General features: G+C 60.3%; 18 protein-coding genes. 9 read left to right on the forward strand and 9 right to left on the reverse strand.

The window, feature by feature from the left end:
• Positions 1-20: 20 nt before the first annotated feature.
• Positions 21-1727, reverse strand: a complete 1707-nt coding sequence (locus D8U60_RS15295; RefSeq protein WP_130900413.1) for a ShlB/FhaC/HecB family hemolysin secretion/activation protein — start codon at positions 1725-1727, stop codon at positions 21-23.
• Positions 1728-1950: 223 nt separating this feature from the next.
• On the opposite strand from D8U60_RS15295, the gene D8U60_RS15300 reads away from it, so the two are divergent.
• Positions 1951-2769 carry an alpha/beta hydrolase gene (locus D8U60_RS15300; protein WP_024013222.1) on the forward strand — a complete coding sequence of 273 codons (819 nt, stop codon included), beginning with the start codon at positions 1951-1953 and terminating at the stop codon, positions 2767-2769.
• Positions 2770-2883: 114 nt separating this feature from the next.
• Positions 2884-3507: a glutathione S-transferase gene (locus tag D8U60_RS15305; RefSeq protein ID WP_130900414.1), complete on the forward strand. Its 624-nt coding sequence runs from the start codon at positions 2884-2886 to the stop codon at positions 3505-3507.
• 12 nt (positions 3508-3519) lie between these two features.
• Here D8U60_RS15305 and D8U60_RS15310 read toward each other — a convergent pair whose 3' ends face one another.
• Positions 3520-4398, reverse strand: a complete 879-nt coding sequence (locus D8U60_RS15310; RefSeq protein ID WP_038862196.1) for a LysR family transcriptional regulator — start codon at positions 4396-4398, stop codon at positions 3520-3522.
• Between the two features lie 103 nt (positions 4399-4501).
• On the opposite strand from D8U60_RS15310, the gene D8U60_RS15315 reads away from it, so the two are divergent.
• Positions 4502-5893, forward strand: a complete 1392-nt coding sequence (locus D8U60_RS15315) for an aldehyde dehydrogenase family protein (protein ID WP_130900415.1) — start codon at positions 4502-4504, stop codon at positions 5891-5893.
• A 252-nt stretch (positions 5894-6145) separates the two neighbouring features.
• On the opposite strand, the gene D8U60_RS15320 is transcribed toward D8U60_RS15315, so the two are convergent.
• On the reverse strand, positions 6146-7315 hold the full coding sequence (locus D8U60_RS15320; protein WP_130900416.1) for a DUF1624 domain-containing protein: 1170 nt from the start codon (positions 7313-7315) through the stop codon (positions 6146-6148).
• 170 nt (positions 7316-7485) lie between these two features.
• Here D8U60_RS15320 and D8U60_RS15325 point away from each other — a divergent pair, with 170 nt between their 5' ends.
• Both D8U60_RS15325 and D8U60_RS15330 read left to right on the forward strand, forming a co-directional pair.
• A complete protein-coding gene (locus D8U60_RS15325; protein WP_122612500.1) occupies positions 7486-8082 on the forward strand; it encodes a paraquat-inducible protein A in 597 nt (198 codons plus the stop codon).
• Positions 8079-8765 carry a paraquat-inducible protein A gene (locus D8U60_RS15330; protein ID WP_110645621.1) on the forward strand — a complete coding sequence of 229 codons (687 nt, stop codon included), beginning with the start codon at positions 8079-8081 and terminating at the stop codon, positions 8763-8765. The genes D8U60_RS15325 and D8U60_RS15330 overlap by 4 nt, the downstream gene beginning before the upstream one ends.
• Here the strand turns inward: D8U60_RS15330 and D8U60_RS15335 are convergent.
• Positions 8698-11724, reverse strand: coding sequence for an FAD-binding and (Fe-S)-binding domain-containing protein (locus tag D8U60_RS15335; RefSeq protein ID WP_130900417.1), 3027 nt, complete (start codon positions 11722-11724; stop codon positions 8698-8700). The genes D8U60_RS15330 and D8U60_RS15335 overlap by 68 nt on opposite strands.
• 157 nt (positions 11725-11881) lie before the next feature.
• Between D8U60_RS15335 and D8U60_RS15340 the strand changes: the two genes are divergently transcribed.
• Positions 11882-12766, forward strand: a complete 885-nt coding sequence (locus D8U60_RS15340) for a LysR substrate-binding domain-containing protein (RefSeq protein ID WP_130900418.1) — start codon at positions 11882-11884, stop codon at positions 12764-12766.
• Between the two features lie 120 nt (positions 12767-12886).
• Here D8U60_RS15340 and D8U60_RS15345 read toward each other — a convergent pair whose 3' ends face one another.
• A complete protein-coding gene (locus D8U60_RS15345) occupies positions 12887-14161 on the reverse strand; it encodes a glucarate dehydratase family protein (RefSeq protein ID WP_130900419.1) in 1275 nt (424 codons plus the stop codon).
• A 30-nt stretch (positions 14162-14191) separates the two neighbouring features.
• On the reverse strand, positions 14192-15559 hold the full coding sequence (locus tag D8U60_RS15350) for an MFS transporter (protein ID WP_130900420.1): 1368 nt from the start codon (positions 15557-15559) through the stop codon (positions 14192-14194).
• A gap of 119 nt (positions 15560-15678) precedes the next feature.
• On the opposite strand from D8U60_RS15350, the gene D8U60_RS15355 reads away from it, so the two are divergent.
• On the forward strand, positions 15679-16578 hold the full coding sequence (locus tag D8U60_RS15355; protein ID WP_016775066.1) for a LysR family transcriptional regulator: 900 nt from the start codon (positions 15679-15681) through the stop codon (positions 16576-16578).
• Positions 16579-16718: 140 nt separating this feature from the next.
• On the opposite strand, the gene D8U60_RS15360 is transcribed toward D8U60_RS15355, so the two are convergent.
• Together D8U60_RS15360 and D8U60_RS15365 are read right to left on the reverse strand one after the other, a co-directional pair.
• On the reverse strand, positions 16719-17324 hold the full coding sequence (locus D8U60_RS15360; protein WP_130900421.1) for a DUF6338 family protein: 606 nt from the start codon (positions 17322-17324) through the stop codon (positions 16719-16721).
• A 189-nt stretch (positions 17325-17513) separates the two neighbouring features.
• A complete protein-coding gene (locus tag D8U60_RS15365) occupies positions 17514-17849 on the reverse strand; it encodes a hypothetical protein (RefSeq protein ID WP_024013232.1) in 336 nt (111 codons plus the stop codon).
• A gap of 184 nt (positions 17850-18033) precedes the next feature.
• On the opposite strand from D8U60_RS15365, the gene D8U60_RS15370 reads away from it, so the two are divergent.
• Complete coding sequence (locus D8U60_RS15370) at positions 18034-18273, forward strand: hypothetical protein (RefSeq protein ID WP_051600740.1); 240 nt, start codon at positions 18034-18036, stop codon at positions 18271-18273.
• A gap of 56 nt (positions 18274-18329) precedes the next feature.
• On the opposite strand, the gene D8U60_RS15375 is transcribed toward D8U60_RS15370, so the two are convergent.
• Complete coding sequence (locus tag D8U60_RS15375; protein WP_024013234.1) at positions 18330-18527, reverse strand: hypothetical protein; 198 nt, start codon at positions 18525-18527, stop codon at positions 18330-18332.
• A gap of 218 nt (positions 18528-18745) precedes the next feature.
• Between D8U60_RS15375 and D8U60_RS15380 the strand changes: the two genes are divergently transcribed.
• The gene (locus tag D8U60_RS15380) at positions 18746-19108 is read left to right on the forward strand and encodes an NUDIX hydrolase (RefSeq protein ID WP_051600742.1); all 363 of its coding nucleotides are present in this window, start codon (positions 18746-18748) and stop codon (positions 19106-19108) included.

Below are 19108 nucleotides of genomic sequence, written 5' to 3' on the forward strand. Positions count from 1 at the left end.
ATGACCCCGATTACTAGCGTTTAGATGAAAAAGTCCAGGCGGAAATAAATCGGCGCTTCACGCTCGGTCAGCGCGTCCGGTCGTTCCAGGGAATGCGCGAAAGTCACGCTGGCGGCCACATGCTGACCACGTGCGAACAACTCCAGCGAGTTGCTCGACATGCGTCCGTGCTGATCGCCGTTGTAGCGATCGCCGCGAATTACGCCCTGGTCGTAACCGAGGCTGGTGCCGTATTCGGCGAACACCGGTTGCAGCCATTCGGCCGTCACCGGGCGGCTCCAGCGCAGGTCGTTGCGCCAGTAGCCACCACTGTCGCCGGACAGCGATTGATCCTTGTAGCCGCGGATCGACGCCGAGCCGCCGAGGCTGGTGCGTTGTGGGCTGAACAGCACATCTTCGCTGCGCTGGCCGGTCATCAGGCTGCTGAAGCTGAAGGATTCACCGAGCAATTTGAACGGCTGCAAATAGCTCAGGGTTGCGGTGTATTTGCGATAGCGTGCATCCGGTTCGCCGGGGCCGGGATCGTGACTGCCCTGCGCATCGAAAGCACCGATGCCCTCCTGCATGCCAGCGTCGAAGTTGACGAAAGCGCTGCCGACACGACGGCCGTGGTTGAAGCCGAATTGCGCTTCGCTGATGCGATTGCTGCTCAGTTTGAGTTTGCTGTCTTCGATGAAGTTGTTGCTGCGCAGGTACGAAAGTCCCGCGCTGAGGGAGGTCTTGCTGACCGCGTCGCGATGGATCACGCGCTCGGCGCGCAGTTGATGGTTTTCGCTGTCGCCGGTCTGCTTGAAGTTGTAGCCGTTGGCGGCGATCTGCGAGCGGTACTCGCTCTGGCTGTAGGTGTAACTGAACGTCCACCAGCCCCACGGCAGGCTGTAATTGAGCATGGCGTTGTTGGAAGTGTGCTGGTGATCGGTCATCGCATCGTGGCCGCCGCGCAGGCTCAATTGGTCAGCCAGACCCAGCGGGCTGTCCCAGTCGAACGAGGTGCCCCACTGCTGCTCGCCGGTGCTGCGCTGACCGTCGTTGCTGCGCGACAGGCCGGCGCGCCATGGCTTCTGCGGCGTGTTGGTCACGCGCACCTCGCTGCCGCCGACATTCTGCCCCGGCGCCAGCTCCATTTTGGCCTGATTGGATGGCAGGCGATTGAGCTGATCGACCATCTGCTCGATCTCGCGCAGGTTGACCAGTTCACCGCTTTTGCCGGGAAAGGCCATGGCCAGTTCGCGATCCGAGAGCCGGCTGTTTTCCGCGCCCTTCATGCCTTCGAGCTTGCCTTCGACCACGAGCACTTTCAGGTGCCCGGCGGACAGATCCTGTTGCGGCAGATAAGCGCGGCTGGTGACCAGACCTTTTTCGATGTAATGGTCGGTGATGACTTTGAGCAGCTCGTTGAGCTGCGGCACGCCGAGGCATTCGCCGATATAAGGCTTGAGCAGACGCGCCTTTTCACGCTCCGAGAGGCTGTCGGCGCCCTTGAGCTCGATGTCCTTGATGGTGAAGCAGCGAGTGTCGACGGGGGTTGTCGGCTGTACGGGTTTAGCGTCTTTGCCGGGTAGATCCTTGAGTTCTTCGAGGCGCCGCTGCTGCTCTTCGAGCAAACGGTTCTGACGTTCGCGGATCAGGTCGGTTTCACCGGGAGTGGGCGCGGCCCAGGCAGACTCAAGCGGAGAAAGGCAGAGCAGCGCCAGGCACAACCGCGCCGTGAAGGCGGGTGAAAACATGTTCGATCCCTCGACATAAAAAGTGACATCAAAATAGTGGCGCGATATTAGAGGGCCATCATTTTGACGTCAAACTTAAGTTTGTACCGCTCATCGGTGTTTACCGCGCTTTCATACGGGTGAAACCAGCACCTGCGTACAAGTGGCGGGCGCGTTTTGCGCGGATAGTGGCCGTTGCCCAATCGGCATCTATTCTTGCCACACACGATCACAAGGAGTTTGCATGAGCACCTTCAAGACCCAAGACGGCACCGAGATCTATTACAAGGACTGGGGCAGCGGCAAGCCCGTGCTGTTCAGCCACGGCTGGCCGCTGGATGCCGACATGTGGGAATACCAGATGGAATACCTGAGCAGTCGCGGCTATCGCACCATCGCCTTCGACCGCCGTGGTTTCGGTCGCTCCGATCAACCATGGACCGGCTACGACTACGACACTTTCGCCGATGACATCGCCGGCCTGATCAACCATCTGGACCTGCGCGACGTGACCCTGGTCGGCTTCTCCATGGGTGGCGGCGACGTCAGCCGCTACATCGCCCGCCACGGCAGCGAGCGCGTTGCCGGCCTGGTATTGCTCGGTGCGGTCACGCCGCTGTTCGGCAAGAAAGCCGACTTCGCCGACGGCGTCGACAAATCGGTGTTCGACGGCATCAAGGCCGGCCTGCTGAAGGATCGTGCGCAATTCATCGCTGATTTCAACGCGCCGTTCTACGGCACCAATCAGGGCCAGAAAGTCTCTGACGGCGTGCTCACGCAAACCCTGAACATCGCGCTGCTGGCATCGCTCAAGGGCACCGTCGATTGCGTGACCGCGTTCTCGGAAACCGACTTCCGCCCGGACATGGCCAAGATCGACGTGCCGACCCTGGTGATCCATGGCGACGGCGACCAGATCGTGCCGTTCGAAACCACCGGCAAGCAGGCCGCCGCGCAAATCAAAGGCGCCGAGTTGAAGGTCTACGCCGGCGCGCCGCACGGTTTTGCCGTGACGCATGCGCAGGCGTTGAACGAGGATCTGCTGGCGTTCCTCAATCGGTAAACCCGCCCGGCAACAGCCGTAGTCAGATGCCGATGAACCAAGGCCCGCGCGATGCGGGCCTTGTGTTTTGCGCTATGGTATTTTTCTGCGTCCACTACCGGAGAAGGAAATCCCATGCTGCGAATACTCGGCAAAGCCTCATCGATCAATGTGCGCAAAGTGCTGTGGACCTGTGCCGAACTGGACATCCCTTTCGAGCGCGAAGACTGGGGTTCGGGTTTCAAGTCGCCAAGCACGCCGGAGTTTCTCGCGCTCAATCCCTGCGCCATGGTGCCGGTGATTCAGGACGGCGATTTCACTCTCTGGGAATCCAACACCATCATTCGTTATCTGGCGACGCGTTACGGCGGCGCGCATTTGTATCCCGCCGAGCCTGTTGCCCGGGCGCGGGTCGATCAGTGGATCGACTGGCAGGCCTCGGAGCTGAATCGTTCGTGGTCGTACCCGCTGATGGCGCTGGTGCGCAAGTCGCCGGATTATCATGACGGCGATGCCCTGGCCGCCGGCTGCCGGGACTGGACGCGCAACATGGAAATCCTCGATCGCCAACTGGAGAAGACCGGCGCATACGTCAGTGGCGAGCAGTTTTCCCTGGCGGACATTCCGATCGGGCTGTCAGTGAATCGCTGGTTCGAAACGCCGCTCGATCACGGGAATCTGGCTGCGGTGCGCGCCTATTACGATCGCTTGAATCAGCGCGACGGTTATCGTTTGTACGGGCGCAATGGCACGCCGTAAAGATGCGCTCGATCAGGCTTGCTCACGCACCACGCCACGCTCTTCAAGCAAGCGCACGAACATGCTCAGACTGCGCGACACCGTGCCCCGCCGCCACACCAGCCAAGTGGTCAGATAGCGGAAGTCCGCCGTCAGCGGCCAGACGCTGACCGTCGCGCTGCCGGGCATGCTTTGCAGCATTTTGCGCGGCATCAGTGCCAGGCCGGCACCGGCGCTGACGCAGGCGAGCATGCCGTGGTAGGACTCCATTTCGAAGATCTTGCCGGGTACGGCGGCGTCGGTGCTGAACCATTTTTCGAAATGATGACGGTACGAACAGTTGGAACGGAAGGCGTAGATATTCTCGCCATTCACGTCCGCCGCACGTTCGACCGGTGAATGATTGAGCGGCGCGATGATGACCATTTCCTCCTCGAACGCCGGCACACCTTCCAGGGCCGGATGCAGCACCGGGCCGTCCACGAATGCCGCAGCCAGACGCCCGGACAGCACGCCGTCGATCATCGTCCCCGATGGCCCGGTGGACAAGTCGAGGTCGACCTTCGGGTGCTGCTGGTTGTACGCCGCCAGCAGTTCGGGAATGCGCACTGCTGCGGTACTTTCCAGCGAGCCCAGAGGGAACGCGCCTTGAGGTTCTTCCCCTGCCACCGTAGCGCGGGCTTCCTGCACCAGATCGAGAATGCGCCGCGTGTACTCGAGAAAACTCCACCCGGCCGGCGACAGGCGCAGACGGCTTTTCTCGCGAATAAACAAATCGACGCCGAGATCCTGCTCAAGCTGTTTGATCCGCGTAGTCAGGTTCGACGGCACGCGATGAATCTGCGTGGCCGCAGCGCTGATGCTGCCGTGCTCGGCCACGGCCTTGAAGATTTCCAGTTGCACCAGATCCACAGTCATTCTCCGATCGTGAAAGAAACGCTCTGTATTATTCAGTTTCCAGAAAACTAACGCCACCCTACTCTAGACCCATCCGACGAACCTACAGGACAACGTCATGAGCCAGATTTCCAGCCAGACCCACGCCATCTCGATCAACCCCGCCACCGGCGAGCAGATCGGGCATTACGCGTTTGAATCCGCCGCTGCCCTTGATGCGGCACTGACTCGCGCTGCCTTCGCTTTCGGCAAGTGGAAGCGCAAGCCGCTGCAGGATCGTTCGCGTCTTTTGACCGCCCTCGCCGGCGCGCTGCGTGAAACCTCAGAAGCGATGGCAACCATGATCACCCGGGAAATGGGCAAGCCGATCGCCCAGGCCCGTGGCGAAATCGAGAAATGCGCCAAGCTCTGCGAGTGGTACGCCGAGCACGGCCCGGCCATGCTCGACGCCGAAGCCACCCAGGTTGAAGGCGGAAAAGCGCGTATCGAGTACCGTCCGCTGGGGCCGATTCTGGCGGTGATGCCGTGGAATTTCCCGATCTGGCAAGTGCTGCGCGGCGCGGTGCCGACGCTGATCGCTGGCAACACTTACGTGCTCAAGCATGCGCCGAACGTGATGGGCAGCGCTTATCTGCTGCGCGATGCGTTCGTCCGCGCCGGTTTTCCCGATGGCGTGTTTGAAGTGATCAACGTCACCCCGGAAGGCGTTTCCAGCGCCATCGCCGATTCGCGCATCGCCGCTGTGACCCTGACTGGCAGCGTCCGCGCCGGCATGGCCATCGGCGCTCAGGCCGGTGCGGCATTGAAGAAATGCGTGCTGGAACTCGGCGGCTCCGATCCGTTCATCGTGCTCAACGATGCTGATCTGGATGAGGCGGTGCACGCGGCGGTGGTCGGTCGTTATCAGAACTCCGGCCAGGTTTGCGCGGCTGCCAAACGTCTGATCATCGAACAAGGCGTGGTCGAGGAATTCACCCGCAAGTTCGTTGAAGCGACACGCCAGTTGAAGATGGGCGATCCGCTCAACGCTGACACTTACATCGGGCCGATGGCGCGCTTCGATCTGCGTGATGAACTCGATCAGCAAGTGCGTGACACGTTGGAGGAAGGCGCGACGCTGCTGCTCGGCGGCCGAAAAGCCGAGGGCGCCGGCAACTTCTACGAACCGACCGTACTGGCCGATGTCACCGACCGCATGACTTCGTTCAAGCAAGAGCTGTTTGGCCCGGTCGCTTCGATTATCACCGCCCGCGATTGCGCACACGCCGTGGCCTTGGCCAACGACAGCGATTTCGGCCTGACCGCCACGATCTACACCGCCAACGTCGCGCTGGCCGAGCAACTGACCAGCGAACTGGAAACCGGCGGCGTGTTCATCAACGGCTACTCGGCGAGCGATCCTCGTGTGACCTTCGGCGGCGTGAAGAAGAGCGGCTTCGGTCGCGAGTTGTCGCACTTTGGCGTACGGGAATTCTGCAACGCGCAGACCGTGTGGCTGGATCGTAAATAAGGCAAAAACAGTAGCGATTGTGGGAGCGAGCCTGCTCGCGAAAGCGGTGTATCAAGCGATGAAGATGCCGAATCCACCGGAGCCATCGCTGGCAAGCCAGCTCCCACAAATACTGCGGTGGACACTGATACAGCAAACACCATAAAACCCTGTGGGAGCTGGCTTGCCAGCGATGGCGGTGCATCAGCCAGCATTTATACCGACTGATTCACCGCTTTCGTGAGCAAGCTCACTCCCACAAGTCCACGCAATTTACAGATATTTCAGCCACCTGATGTCGCGGCGCCGCGCTTTCAATGCAGAGAACCAGCGCACTGCCGGGAACAGCACCACGGCAAGAACCACCGCCGCCAGCCACACCGCCGTCACCGTCGAAAAGCCGAAATAGCTGCCCTGATTCAGGCCGAACAGCGCCACAGCGATCAGGTACAACACCTTCAACACATACAAGTGCAGCAGATAGAAAAACATCGGTGCCGAGCCGAACACCGTCAGCCAGCCAATCCAGCGGCGACTCTGCACGCGCTCAAAGGCGAGCAACAGCAACAGCCCCACGCTCACAGTCAGCGCGATGAACAGCAGCGATGGCGGGTATTTGGTGATGTTGAAAAAGCTCATCAGTGTCTGCACCAGCGAATCGCTGATCGCCCACGGTTTTTCGCCGTAGCCGTTAATCAAGCGCAGCACCACAAATCCCAACAAACCAGCGACCCCGGCAATCAGCAAACGACGCTGACGCACCGCCGCGTCCATGCCGCGAGCAAACCACGGCCCGAGCGCATAGCCCAGGCCGATTACACCAATCCACGGCAGCAGCGGGTAAGAGGTGCGCAGGCGCAGGGTTTCGCTGATCTCGATCCAGCCTCGATCATGCAGAACCGCCCAAGGCACATGCATCGCCGACTCAACCGGGAAATGCACCGCGTCGAGCAGGTTGTGCCCGGCGATGATCGCCACGCTCAGCGTCAGCAGCAGCGCACGTGGCAACCAGACCAGCAGCGCCAGCGCGATCATGCTCAGGCCGATCGCCCAGATCACTTGCAGGTAGATCACGCTCGGCGGCAACTGGAACGTCCAGGCGAAGTTGACCAAAGTGAATTCCAGCGCCACCAGGAACAATCCGCGCTTGAACAGAAACGCGCTGACATCGGCTTTGCCGGCGTATTTTTCGCCGTAGAGCCATGCCGACAAACCGGTCAGCAAGACAAATACCGGCGCACACAAATGCGCCAATGTGCGGCTGAAAAACAGCGCCGGCTCGGTGCTGGCAATGTCCATCGGATCGGAGACCTGTCGGTGCAACAGGAAGGTTTCACGTACGTGATCGAGCAGCATGAACAGGATCACCAGGCCTCGGAGCGCATCAATGGACAGCAGCCGGCCAGTCGTCAATGGGGCAGAACGGGGAAGTACAGGGGGCATGGGTCTTTCGCAATCGAGAGGAATAACACCGGACAGCCACAACGCCGCCCGCAAATTTCGCGTTACCTTATAACACCAGAAAAACAAAACCCAAACATGCACCATCGAAGTTGCCCATCAGCGCCAGCCTTCTATAGTGAACAGATCCGCCCTGCCCTTGAGCGCTGTCCATGGTCAACACCGAACACCTGATCATCTGCGAGCACTGTGATTGCGTGTACGAGAAAGTCGTGCTCGGCAAACACCAGAAAACCCTGTGCGTACGCTGCGGTGGCGTGCTGCAGCGCTTCAACGGCCTGACCATCGAGCAGCGTCTGGCGCTGACGTTCACGGCCGCGATGCTGTGGCTGTTCGCCAATTTCTATCCGGTGATGAGCATCAGCCTCAAAGGCATGAAAAACAGCGCAACCCTGTGGGATTCGGTGCTCGCGCTGAGCCAGGGACCGATCACCTTTATCGCCATGGTCGCAGCGATCGCAATCATCATCGCCCCGGCATTTCAGCTAGTGTTGCTGGTCTGGGTGTTGAGTTTCGCCCTCGGCATGAGGCGGGCACCGGGGTTCAATCTGTGCATGCGCTGGCTGGAAACCCTGCGCCCGTGGAGCATGCTCGAGGTGTGTCTGCTGGGGGCGATGGTCGCGGTGTTCAAACTCGCCGGCCTGCTCGATGTGCTGCCGGGAATCGGCCTGTTCGCCCTGGCGGTGCTGAGCCTGATGATGATCCGCATTGCCGGCCGTGACATCCGCGAACTGTGGGACATTTTATGAAGCGTCCACCGACCGCCAGCGAACTCAACCTGTGCCTGTGCCACAGCTGTGGTTTGGCCTGTGACATGACCGACGAGCCACACGAGTGCCCACGCTGTGATGCGCCGTTGCATCGGCGCAAGACCAATTCGCTGACGCGCACCTGGGCGTACATGCTCGCCGCCCTGGCGTTTTATATCCCGGCCAATCTGCTGCCGGTGATGAATACGGTGATGCTCGGCAACGGCGCCGACAGCACGATCATGAGTGGTGTGCTGGAGTTCTGGGAGGCAGGAGCGTGGGACATTGCCCTGATCATTTTCATCGCCAGTATCGCGGTGCCGGGGGTCAAGTTCGTCGCCCTGACTTTGCTGCTGGTCACCGTACAGCGCAACAGCGATTGGGCGCGCAGGGAGCGTTCGAAGCTGTACCGCTTCGTCGAACTGATCGGTTACTGGTCGATGCTCGACGTACTGGTGGTCGCGCTGGTCGCGGCGCTGGTGAAATTCCAGGCGCTGGGCGATATCGAGCCACGACCGGGCATCCTGTTCTTCGGCCTGGTCGTGGTGTTCACCATGCTCGCGGCGATGAGTTTCGACCCGCGCCTGATCTGGGACAAGGACACCAGCGACACGGTCAGCGACGCAGCGTCTGGAGCAGCACCTGCAACGGATGGCGCAGCGCCTGATCCGACTGGCGCTTGACCTGGCTGCGGCAGGAGTAGCCGGTCGCCAACGCCTCGCCCTGCTCCGCCGGAGCCTGCACCTGACGCGCCCACGACTGCTCGTAAATGACGGCTGAGGTCTGGCGATTGCGTGCTTCGTGGCCGTAGGTGCCGGACATGCCGCAGCAACCGGTGGCTTGTGTGGCGAGCTTCAGACCAGCACGTTCGAAGACCTGTTCCCACTGGCGGGTCGCGGCGGGCGCGTTGGTTTTCTCCGTGCAATGGGCGAGCAGACGGAATGCTTTGGGCTGAGCCTCAGGCGTCTGCTCCGGCATGACCTTGAGTAACCATTCCTGCACCAGCGCTACTTCTGGGCACTCATTCAGGCCCGGTACTTTCAGGTATTCCTGGCGATAGACCAGAGTCATCGCCGGATCCAGCCCCAGCAGCGGCACGCCGGTCTGCGCCAGCGCCTGCAACTGCTCAGCGTTACGCAACGCCGCGCGATTGAACGCCGAGAGAAAGCCCTGCACGTGCAGCGGTTTGCCGTTGGCGCTGAACGGCGCGAGATAGACCTGATAACCCAGGCGCGAAATCAGCTCGACCAGATCAGCCAGCAGCGGCGCTTCGAAGTAGCGGGTGAAGGCATCCTGCACGATGACCACGCTGCGTTCGCGTTGCTTCGGGGTCAGCGCCGACAACGTTGCGATGGTTGCCGGCTGCACCTGCCAACGGCGCATCGCCGCGTGGAAATCGAAACGGCTGAGCAACGGCACATCGACCATGCCACCGATCCGCGCCAGTGCGCCACTCACCCAGCCCGCGCCCATCAAACCGTTGTACAGCGCCGGAATACGCGCCATGTACGGAATGGTGTATTCCAGCGAGGCAATCAGATAGTCCCGCGCCGGACGCAGATAACGACTGTGATACAGCTCGAGAAAACGCGAGCGAAATTCCGGCACGTTGACCTTCACCGGGCACTGCCCCGCGCAGGATTTACAGGCCAGACAACCGGCCATGGCGTCGTACACCTCATGGGAAAAATCCGCCGAAGGATCGCGACTGTTGCGCCAGCGCTGCCACAGCGTGCTGAAAAACGCCGGTTTACGGATTGCGTCCGAGAGCACATCGACGCCCGCCTCGCCCTGCAACCGCAGCCATTCCCGAATCAGCGAAGCGCGGCCCTTGGGCGATTGCGCGCGTTCGCGGGTGGCTTTCCACGACGGGCACATGGCGTCATCAGGATCGAAGTTGTAGCAGGCGCCGTTGCCATTGCAATGCATGGCCGCGCCGTAGCTTTGCCAGACTTTTTCGTCGATCTGCCGATCCAGCTCGCCGCGCAGGGTCACTTCGTCGATCTTCAGCAGTGCCGATCCGCTGTTGGCCGGCGTGGCGATTTTGCCCGGATTGAACTGGTTGAATGGGTCGAACGCCGCTTTCAAGGCTTGCAGTGCCGGGTACAGCTCGCCGAAGAATGCCGGCGCGTACTCCGAACGCAGGCCCTTGCCATGCTCGCCCCAGAGCAGGCCGCCGTAGCGCTGAGTCAACGCCGCTACGCCATCGGACACCGGACGAACCAGCGCCGCTTGCTGCGGGTCTTTCATGTCGAGGATCGGCCGCACGTGCAGTACGCCGGCGTCGACATGGCCGAACATGCCGTACTGCAAGCCGTGGCTGTCGAGGAGGTCGCGCAGTTCGGCGATGTATTCGGCCAAATGCTGCGGCGGCACGGCGGTGTCTTCAACGAACGGCTGCGGGCGGGCTTCGCCGGCGACATTGCCGAGCAGGCCCACCGCCCGTTTGCGCATGCCATAGACCTTGTTCACCGCTGCCTGACCAACCGCCAGCGTATGGCCCAGGCGCTCCACGGTGCGGTCGTTTTGCAGATGTTCGAGGAACGCTTCGACGCGGCGTTGCAGATCTTCGGGATCGTCACCGCAGAACTCGACCAGATTGATGCCCAGAGTCGGCCGCTCAGCGTTTTCCGGAAAATATTCGGCAACGCCGTGCCAAACGATGTCCTGCATCGCCAGCAGCAAGACCTTGGAGTCGACGGTTTCAATCGACAACGGCTTGAGCGCCATCAACGCCCGCGCATCACGCAAGGCATCCATGAACCCGGCGTAGCGGATGTTGACCAGCATCGTGTGCTTGGGAATCGGCAATACGTTCAACCGCGCTTCGACGACGAAGCCCAGCGAGCCCTCAGCGCCACACAGCACGCTGTTGAGGTTGAAGCGTTGATCGGCCTCGCGCAGATGCGCCAGGTCATAACCGGTCAGGCAGCGGTTGAGATCGGGAAAGCGTGCCTTGATCAGCTCGCCCTGTTCATCAATGATCTGCCGCGCACAACGATAGACTTCGCCGACGCGATCATCGCGGGCGCACTGCGCTGCAAGCTCATCCTCGGCCAGCGGCAGGCCGTGCAGACGCTCGCCGCCGCGCAGGATCATTTCAAGTTCCAGCACATGGTCGCGGGTCTTGCCGTAGGTGCAACTGCCCTGGCCGCTGGCGTCGGTGTTGATCATGCCGCCGACCGTGGCGCGGTTCGAGGTCGACAGTTCCGGAGCAAAAAACAGCCCGGCGGACTTCAGCGCGGCGTTGAGCTGGTCCTTGACCACCCCGGCCTGCACGCGCACCCAGCGTTGTTCAACATTGATTTCCAGAATGCGATTCATGTGCCGTGACAGGTCGACGACGATGCCGTCTGTCAGCGATTGACCGTTGGTGCCGGTGCCACCGCCGCGCGGGGTGATCACCACTTTTTTGTACGCCGGTTCGGCAATCAGCCGCGCCACACGTGCAACGTCTTCGGCGTCCAGCGGAAATACCGCCGCTTGCGGCAGGCGCTGATAGATCGAGTTGTCGGTCGCGAGCACCACGCGACTGGCGTAATCAGCGCTGATTTCACCGCGAAAGCCGCTGTCTTTCAGGGCGGCGAGGAATTGTTGGTAATCGCCGGTCAGGGCTTTGGCAGGCGACAGCTGGGCAATCATCGGTCAGGTCATCTCGGTCAAATCGGGCTGTGTGGCGGTGAACAGTTGTGCGCAACGAATGATTGCGTCAGGCTCCGCCAGCTGATTGCGCCCATGTTCATTGCTGGCCAGCCATGGAACAAGCGTAATTTCGACCCGCTATCGATGAGTTTTACGAATGAATCCGCGCACCCTCACACCGTCCATGTCGCTGCTGCTGGCTTTCGAGGCCGCCGCTCGACACGAGAGCTACACCCGCGCCGCCCATGAACTGTCACTGACGCAGAGCGCGGTCAGTCGCCAGGTACAGATTCTCGAGAAGATGCTCGGCATGCGTCTGTTCAGCCGTGAAGGCCGGCAGGTGGTGCTGACGGATGTCGGGCGCATGTATCAGCGCGAGCTCAGCGAAGCCCTCGGGCAGATTCGCAGCGCAACCTTGCAGGCGATGGCGTCTGGTTCGGGCATCCATAGCCTGCGCCTGGCGACGCTGCCAACCTTCGGTTCGAAATGGCTGCTGCCACGGTTGAAGGATTTCTACACGGCGCACCCGGGCATGACCGTGCACTTGCATTCGCGAATCGAAACCATCGATTTCGACACCAGCGAAATCGACGCCGCCATCTGTGTCGGCGGCGGTGAGTGGCCAGGCCTGACCGCCCTGCCCCTGCACACCGAAGAACTGGTGGCGATTGCCAGCGCGCAGCTGTCGGCGACTGAACGCGACGAGGCCGAGCGGCACATGGCCGGGCAGTTGCTGCTCAACGTCAGCAGCAATGCCCAGGCATGGGCGGAATGGTTCAGCCATCACCAGCTGCCGCATCGCAGCATGCGGATCGGGCCGAGCTTCGAAATGACCTCGCACTTGATCCAGGCGGTACGCGCCAATATCGGTGTTGGCCTGGTGCCGCGGATTCTGGTCGAAGACGAATTGCTCAAGGGCGAATTGCTGCAACTGGGCGAGCCGATCACCAGCCGCCGCAGCTATTACCTGGTGTACCCGCCGCGCAATGAGAATTTGCCTTCGTTGAGAGCGTTTCGGGATTGGCTGCTCGAGACGCTTTGACTCGTGGGCCCCATCGCGGGCAAGCCCGCTCCCACAGGTATTGTGTCGCTCACAAATTTTGCATCCGACAAAGACCCTGTGGGAGCGGGCTTGCCCGCGATGGGGCCCGTCCCGACCACCTTAAAACCTCGGCTTGACCGCCCGCCAATCCGCCTTGTACCGCTGCATCTGCCGCACATCATCGCGCTGGCGAATGCCGCACGTCAGGTACTGGTCATGCAGCTTGGCCAGTTGCTCGTGATCCAGCTCCAGCCCCAACCCCGGCGCACGGGTGATCTTTACGCAACCATCGACAATCGGCAGCTTGCCGCCCTTGATCACTTCCTCGTCCGGCTCCTGCCACGGGTAGTGGGTGTCGCAGGCGTAATCCAGATTCGGCACCGCCGCCGCGACGTGCGCCATGGCCATCAGGCTGATGCCCAGGTGCGAGTTGGAATGCATCGACACGCCGAGGCCGAACACGTCGCACATTTTCGCCAGCGTCTGCGTATCCCGCAGGCCACCCCAGTAATGGTGGTCAGCGAGGACAATCTGCACGCTGTTCTGCGCAACGCTGCGGCGGAACTCGTCGAAATCAGTGACCACCATATTGGTCGCCAGGGGCAGACCGGTGCGCTTGTGCAGTTCGGCCATGCCATCAAGGCCCGGGGTCGGATCTTCGTAATACTGCAGGTCATCGCCGAGCAGTTCGGCCATGCGAATCGCCGTCTCCAGCGACCAGTTGCCGTTCGGGTCGATGCGCAGCGGCAATCCCGGAAAGGCTTTTTTCAATGCCTTGATGCAAGCCACTTCATGCTCCGGCGGCAAGGTGCCGGCCTTGAGCTTGATGCTCTTGAATCCGTACGCTTCGATCATTCGTCCTGCCTGCGCGACGATCTGCTGCTCGCTCAGCGCCTCGCCCCAGTTGTCCGGCCTGTAGGGCGAGTCGATATGTTCGGCGTATTTGAAAAACAGGTAAGCGCTGAACGGCACTTCATCGCGGATCGCGCCGCCGAGCAGGTCCACCAGCGGCACGTTCAGGTAGCGCGCCTGCAAATCAAGAAACGCTACTTCGAATGCCGAGTAGGCATTGCTCACCGCTTTGCTGGCGTGGGAACCGGGGGCCAGTTCAGCGCCAGCAATGCTCGCCGGTTTATTTGCCGCCACGGTGGCCTGCACGATCGCGCGCAATTGATTGAGGTTGAACGGATCAAGGCCGATCAATTGGCTCTGCAATTGTTGCTGGATCGCCAGCGCCGGGGCATCGCCGTAGCTTTCGCCGAGGCCGATGTAGCCGTTGTCACTTTCAATCTCGATGATCGAGCGCAGGGCAAAAGGTTCGTGGATGCCACTGGCGTTGAGCAGTGGCGGATCGCGAAAGGCAATCGGGGTGACGCTGACACGGGTGATTTTCAAGATAACGCTCCTGACAGATCAACAATCGATTCAGTGGCTCGCAGCCGGACGAGCCCGCGCCACAGCGGCGGCTTCGTCACTTGGCTTTGCCGGGGTTTTACCTTTGGCGCCAGGCGCCGTGCGGGCGAAGAAGATCACCACGGCGGCGATCAGCGATGTCGCCGCCAGGCCATACAGGCCGCCCTCGATGGAGCCGGTGGTTTGTTCGAGAATGCCGAACGCGGTCGGCGCGACGAAGCCGCCAAGGTTGCCGATGGAGTTGATCAGCGCGATCACCGCCGCAGCGATGCGCGCGTCCAGATAGCTTTGCGGAATCGGCCAGAACAGCGCCGATGCCGCTTTGAAACCGATAGCGGCGAAGCAGATGGCGACGAAGGCAAACACCGGCCCGCCAGTGGTCGACATGAACATGCCGACCGCCGCGATCACCAGGGTCAGCGCGACCCAGGCCTGCTGGAATTTCCATTTGCCGGCCATCGCTGCGAAGCCATACATGGCGACAATCGAAATGATCCACGGAATCGAATTGAGCAGCCCGACCTGGAAATCTCCGAGGTTACCCATCTTCTTGATCATGCTCGGCAACCAGAACGTCGCGCCGTAAATGGTCAGGGCAATGGAAAAATAGATGAAGCAGAACAGCGCGATCTGTCGGTCAGCCAACAGCTTGAACATCGACGGCTTGGCGACTTGTACCGCTTCGCGAGCGCGCTGCTCCTCGGCAATCGCCGCGACCAGTGCGTCTCGCTCTTCCTCGCTCAGCCACTTGGCTTGGCGCGGGTGCGATTGCAGCCAGAACCAGACGAATGCGCACAACACCACCGACGCTGCGCCTTCGATGAGAAACATCCACTGCCAGCCGTGCATGCCCAATCCGCTGATATGCAACAGCGCACCGGACACCGGGCCGGAAACCACCGAGGCAATCGCTGAGCCGCTGAGAAACACCGCCATGGTTTTGCCGCGCTCGGACGCTGGCAGCCATTGGGTGAAGTAATAAATGATCCCCGGGAAAAACCCGGCCTCGGCCGCACCGAGAATAAAGCGCAGCACGTAGAAACTGGTTTCGCCCTGAACAAACGCCATGGCCATGGCCGCAGCGCCCCAGGTGAACATGATCCGAGTCAGCCAGACCCGCGCGCCGTAGCGCTGCAACAGCATGTTCGACGGCACTTCGAACAGTGCGTAACCGATGAAAAACAGCCCGGCGCCAAGTCCGTACGCCGCTGCGCCGATACCCAGATCGGTTTCCAGATGGCTGCGCACGAAACCAATGTTGACCCGGTCGATGTAATTGACGATGAACATCACCACGAATAGCGGCAGCACGTGGCGTTTGACCTTGGCGGCGGCGCGGGCGAGCACCGTGATGTCCGGCGGACTCTGGAGGGTTTTCAAGGGGCGACTCCCGATCTTGTTTTTTTAGGGATGACTTGAAGCGATGAGCCGATCATGGACGTCGCGCATTGATCCCGTCTAATCTAAACAGGCATTCGATTGATACCCGGATTAGATCAATGTTTGAACTTACCCAGCTGCGCTGCTTCACTACGGTCGCCACCGAACTCAACTTCCGCCGCGCCGCCGAGCGCCTGAACATGACGCAGCCGCCGCTGAGCCGGCAGATTCAGCTGCTGGAGCATCACCTTGGCGTCGAATTGTTTACCCGCAGCACCCGCAGCGTTGCGCTGACGGCGGCGGGCCGGGCGTTTTTCGTTGAAGCGCAGAATCTGCTGGAGCGCGCCCAGCAAGCAGCGATCACCGCACGCCGGTTTGCCGAGGGCGATATTGGTTCGGTAAACATCGCGTTTGTCGGCAGCGCGGTGTATGAGTTTCTGCCCAAGGTGATCGCCGAAGCGCGACTTAAGCAGCCCCAGGTGAAAATCGATCTGGCAGAAATGAACACCTATCAACAGCACGAGGCCTTGCGCGCTCGCCGTATCGACCTGGGCATTGCCCGAGCGCCATTGCAGGAACCGGGCTATGCCACCGAATGCCTGGTGCGCGAACCGTTTGTGCTGGCGGTGCCGAGCGGGCATCGGTTGGCCAATGCAGCTGAGGTGTCAGTGGCTGATCTGGATAAACAACCGTTCCTGATGTACTCCCATGAAGCCTATCCGCCGTTCAACGAACTGTTGACCGGCACTCTGCGTTCAGCGCGGGTGGCGCCGGATTACGTGCAGTGGCTGGGTTCATCGCTGACGATTCTGGCGTTGGTCAACGCTGGCATGGGTCTGGCGCTGGTACCGCGTTGCGCGACCAGCGTGGTGTTCAGGAATGTGGTGTTTCGCGAGATCGATCTGGGCGAAGGGGTGCAGAGCGAACTGCATCTGATCTGGAGGGAGAACAATGACAACCCGGCGTTCGCGATGTTGCTGGAGGCGATTCGCCGGGCGGTGGTGCAGGGTTGGGGCTGAAAATTATTGTGGCAACCTGTATTTGAGCGGAGGCGGAGCGCTCGGGGCTTTGATCAACGGCTCCTCCAGCGGCTTGCCATCAGGCCCTGTGAACAGGCGTTCGTATTGCTTTGGCATTGGTCGCGGTGCTCTTGCAGTCGTCATGATGAACCCTCTGATGCCGGGCTGAATTCAACCCACTTAACTTGCGCGGAATCTATCAGCAAAATTTCGGCACCAAAAGGCGTCGACTTGCCATCGTCATTAACCCAACGTGGATTCTGCATCACGAACTGGCCGCAACTGGATTCAGACGGCCACTCGACAGGCCAGCCAAACACGCGCCTTTCGTCATGTAAATGCAGGGTTATGAACCGGTCGAACTGGGCGAAAGCGCAGAACCATTCACTGGGGAAAGAAGATTGTTTCGTGACGTTTCGCTTACGTAACCAGCCGTGCAATTTGTCACTCGTAGCCAGGTAACAGGCAAACAAACCCAGCATCAGCGAAAACACAAATGCCCAGAGCGTTTGCGCCCGATCATCCCAGTTTCCTAATGAAAAACCCTTCGAGCCAATCCACAAACATAGGTTGCCCACCGCCAACACCGCGCCCTGAATCACAAATGTGAATATCAGCGCCTGCACGATCTGGCCGAACGTATCCGGTCGCTTGAATGCCGTAAGTGAATAGAAGATCCAGGTCGATAGAAAACCCGGGATGAGATACTGCAACAGCGGAATGATGTCCTTGACCAGATCATCCATGATCCGAGACTCCTTTCAGTCATGCCGATCCCGTCACGGGCCGACATTCAAAGCCTAGTCAAGGATCCTGCTGCGCCTCGCGGGCAACTGTCACAGCGCATTGCGAGCGTTTGGCTGGAGTCTTCATCCAATGAAAAAAGGCAGACATCGAACTTCGGTGTCTGCCTTTTTTGAGATCCGGGCGCCCGGTTACAGGCAGTCACGCACCGATTGGCGCAGCGATCCGGACTTGGCCCAAGGCGGCCCCTGATAGAGGGACACTTTGCTGCCGTCCTTGTATTTGACGATATCGAGAATCTCATCCGCCGTGATAATGCTCGGCGCGGTAATCCGGTAGCCGTTGGAAATCGACGTCTGCGAAGTCTTGGCCACGTCCTTCTGCCACAGCGGTAACAAACACGCGGCATATTCCTTGGGAGGCTTGTCACTGGTCTTGCTCAGGTTTGGCTCGCCCGGCACCAACGATGCTGGTAACGAGCAACCCGTCAACAGGGCCAGTGCCAAAGTGCCGATCCATACGCGCATGCTGTTTACCTGTTCCGAAAAAACGTGAATGTACCGTTTAACGGCGTGCACATCCATCGTGGCACCCCGCCGTTACCGGGGTTTGGACAATTTTTTACATCGGTTCAGCCGGGCGTCAGATGGCCTGGCCCCAGGTGGAAAAATGCGACTACTCTTTTCTACCGAGAATGTTCTGGAGGTGATCATGCGGCTCAATGAATACGAACACGAACTTCAACGGGATTTGCAAAGCGTGGCGTCGGACCTGAGATGGTCGGCGGTCGACCTCAAGCGCATTGCCGAACAATTGCGCAAATCAGGTAACGAGGCAGACGCCCAGACTGTGTTGCGGTCTTGCGAAATCCTGCAAAACGACGAAGAGAGATTGCAGATCTATGCCAAGGAGGTAAAAGCCCGGACCATCAGCCGAATCAAGGTGCACTGACTCCTGATCCAAACAACAAGCCCCGGTCGAAACCGGGGCTCTTTCGTTATAACGCGTCAACTCACGTTCTGGCTTTGCACCCGCTTGGCGCGTTGCTTGTAACCAGGAAGCGCCGCCGCATAGGCCATCGCTTCCTCCCTGCTGGTGAATGACGCCAACCGGTCGCCCTGAGTGCAAACCCGCCATGGGCCGTTGTTCACGCTGAGCACGTCATAACCGTTCATGTGCAGCTTGTTCAGCATTGGAATGCTCATGAGCACCTCCATTTCGTCAACGGTGTTTTCGGTGTACGGGCTTACCTTACACCCGCTCCCCGCTGCGGTGTAAACCGGATTCGCCCTGGCACATGTCAATTCACTGGCACTTTTTGCTACGCAAATGGCTCCGAATCAAGAGGGAACCTTTAAATCCGCTTGCGGCTCGAATATTGCAGATTGATTACAGTTTTATGACACGCATCAACAGGGCAATCATGAAAGTACGCGCCACCGTCATTTGCGAACAGGATCGCCATATCCTCCTGGTACGCAAACCCCGCCATCATTGGTCATTGCCCGGCGGCAAGGTCGAACCCGGGGAAACCCGTGCGGCGGCAGCCGTGCGCGAGTTGCAGGAGGAAACCGGGCTCAATGCGGAGGACGTCCTGTACCTGATGGATTTTCAGGCGGGCAGTACGCGGCATCATGTGTACGAGGCTTCGGTGGTCAACCTCGACGATGTGCGCCCGCAGAACGAGATCGTCGATTGCATCTGGTACCCGCTTGATGCCGTGCACAATCTTGAAACCAACGACGCGACACGGCGCATCGTGCAGGCTTTTCAACGGCGTTTATAA

Origin of the sequence: Pseudomonas sp. Sample_11 (assembly GCF_004307505.1) — a bacterium.
GTDB classification, from domain to species: domain Bacteria; phylum Pseudomonadota; class Gammaproteobacteria; order Pseudomonadales; family Pseudomonadaceae; genus Aquipseudomonas; species Aquipseudomonas atacamensis.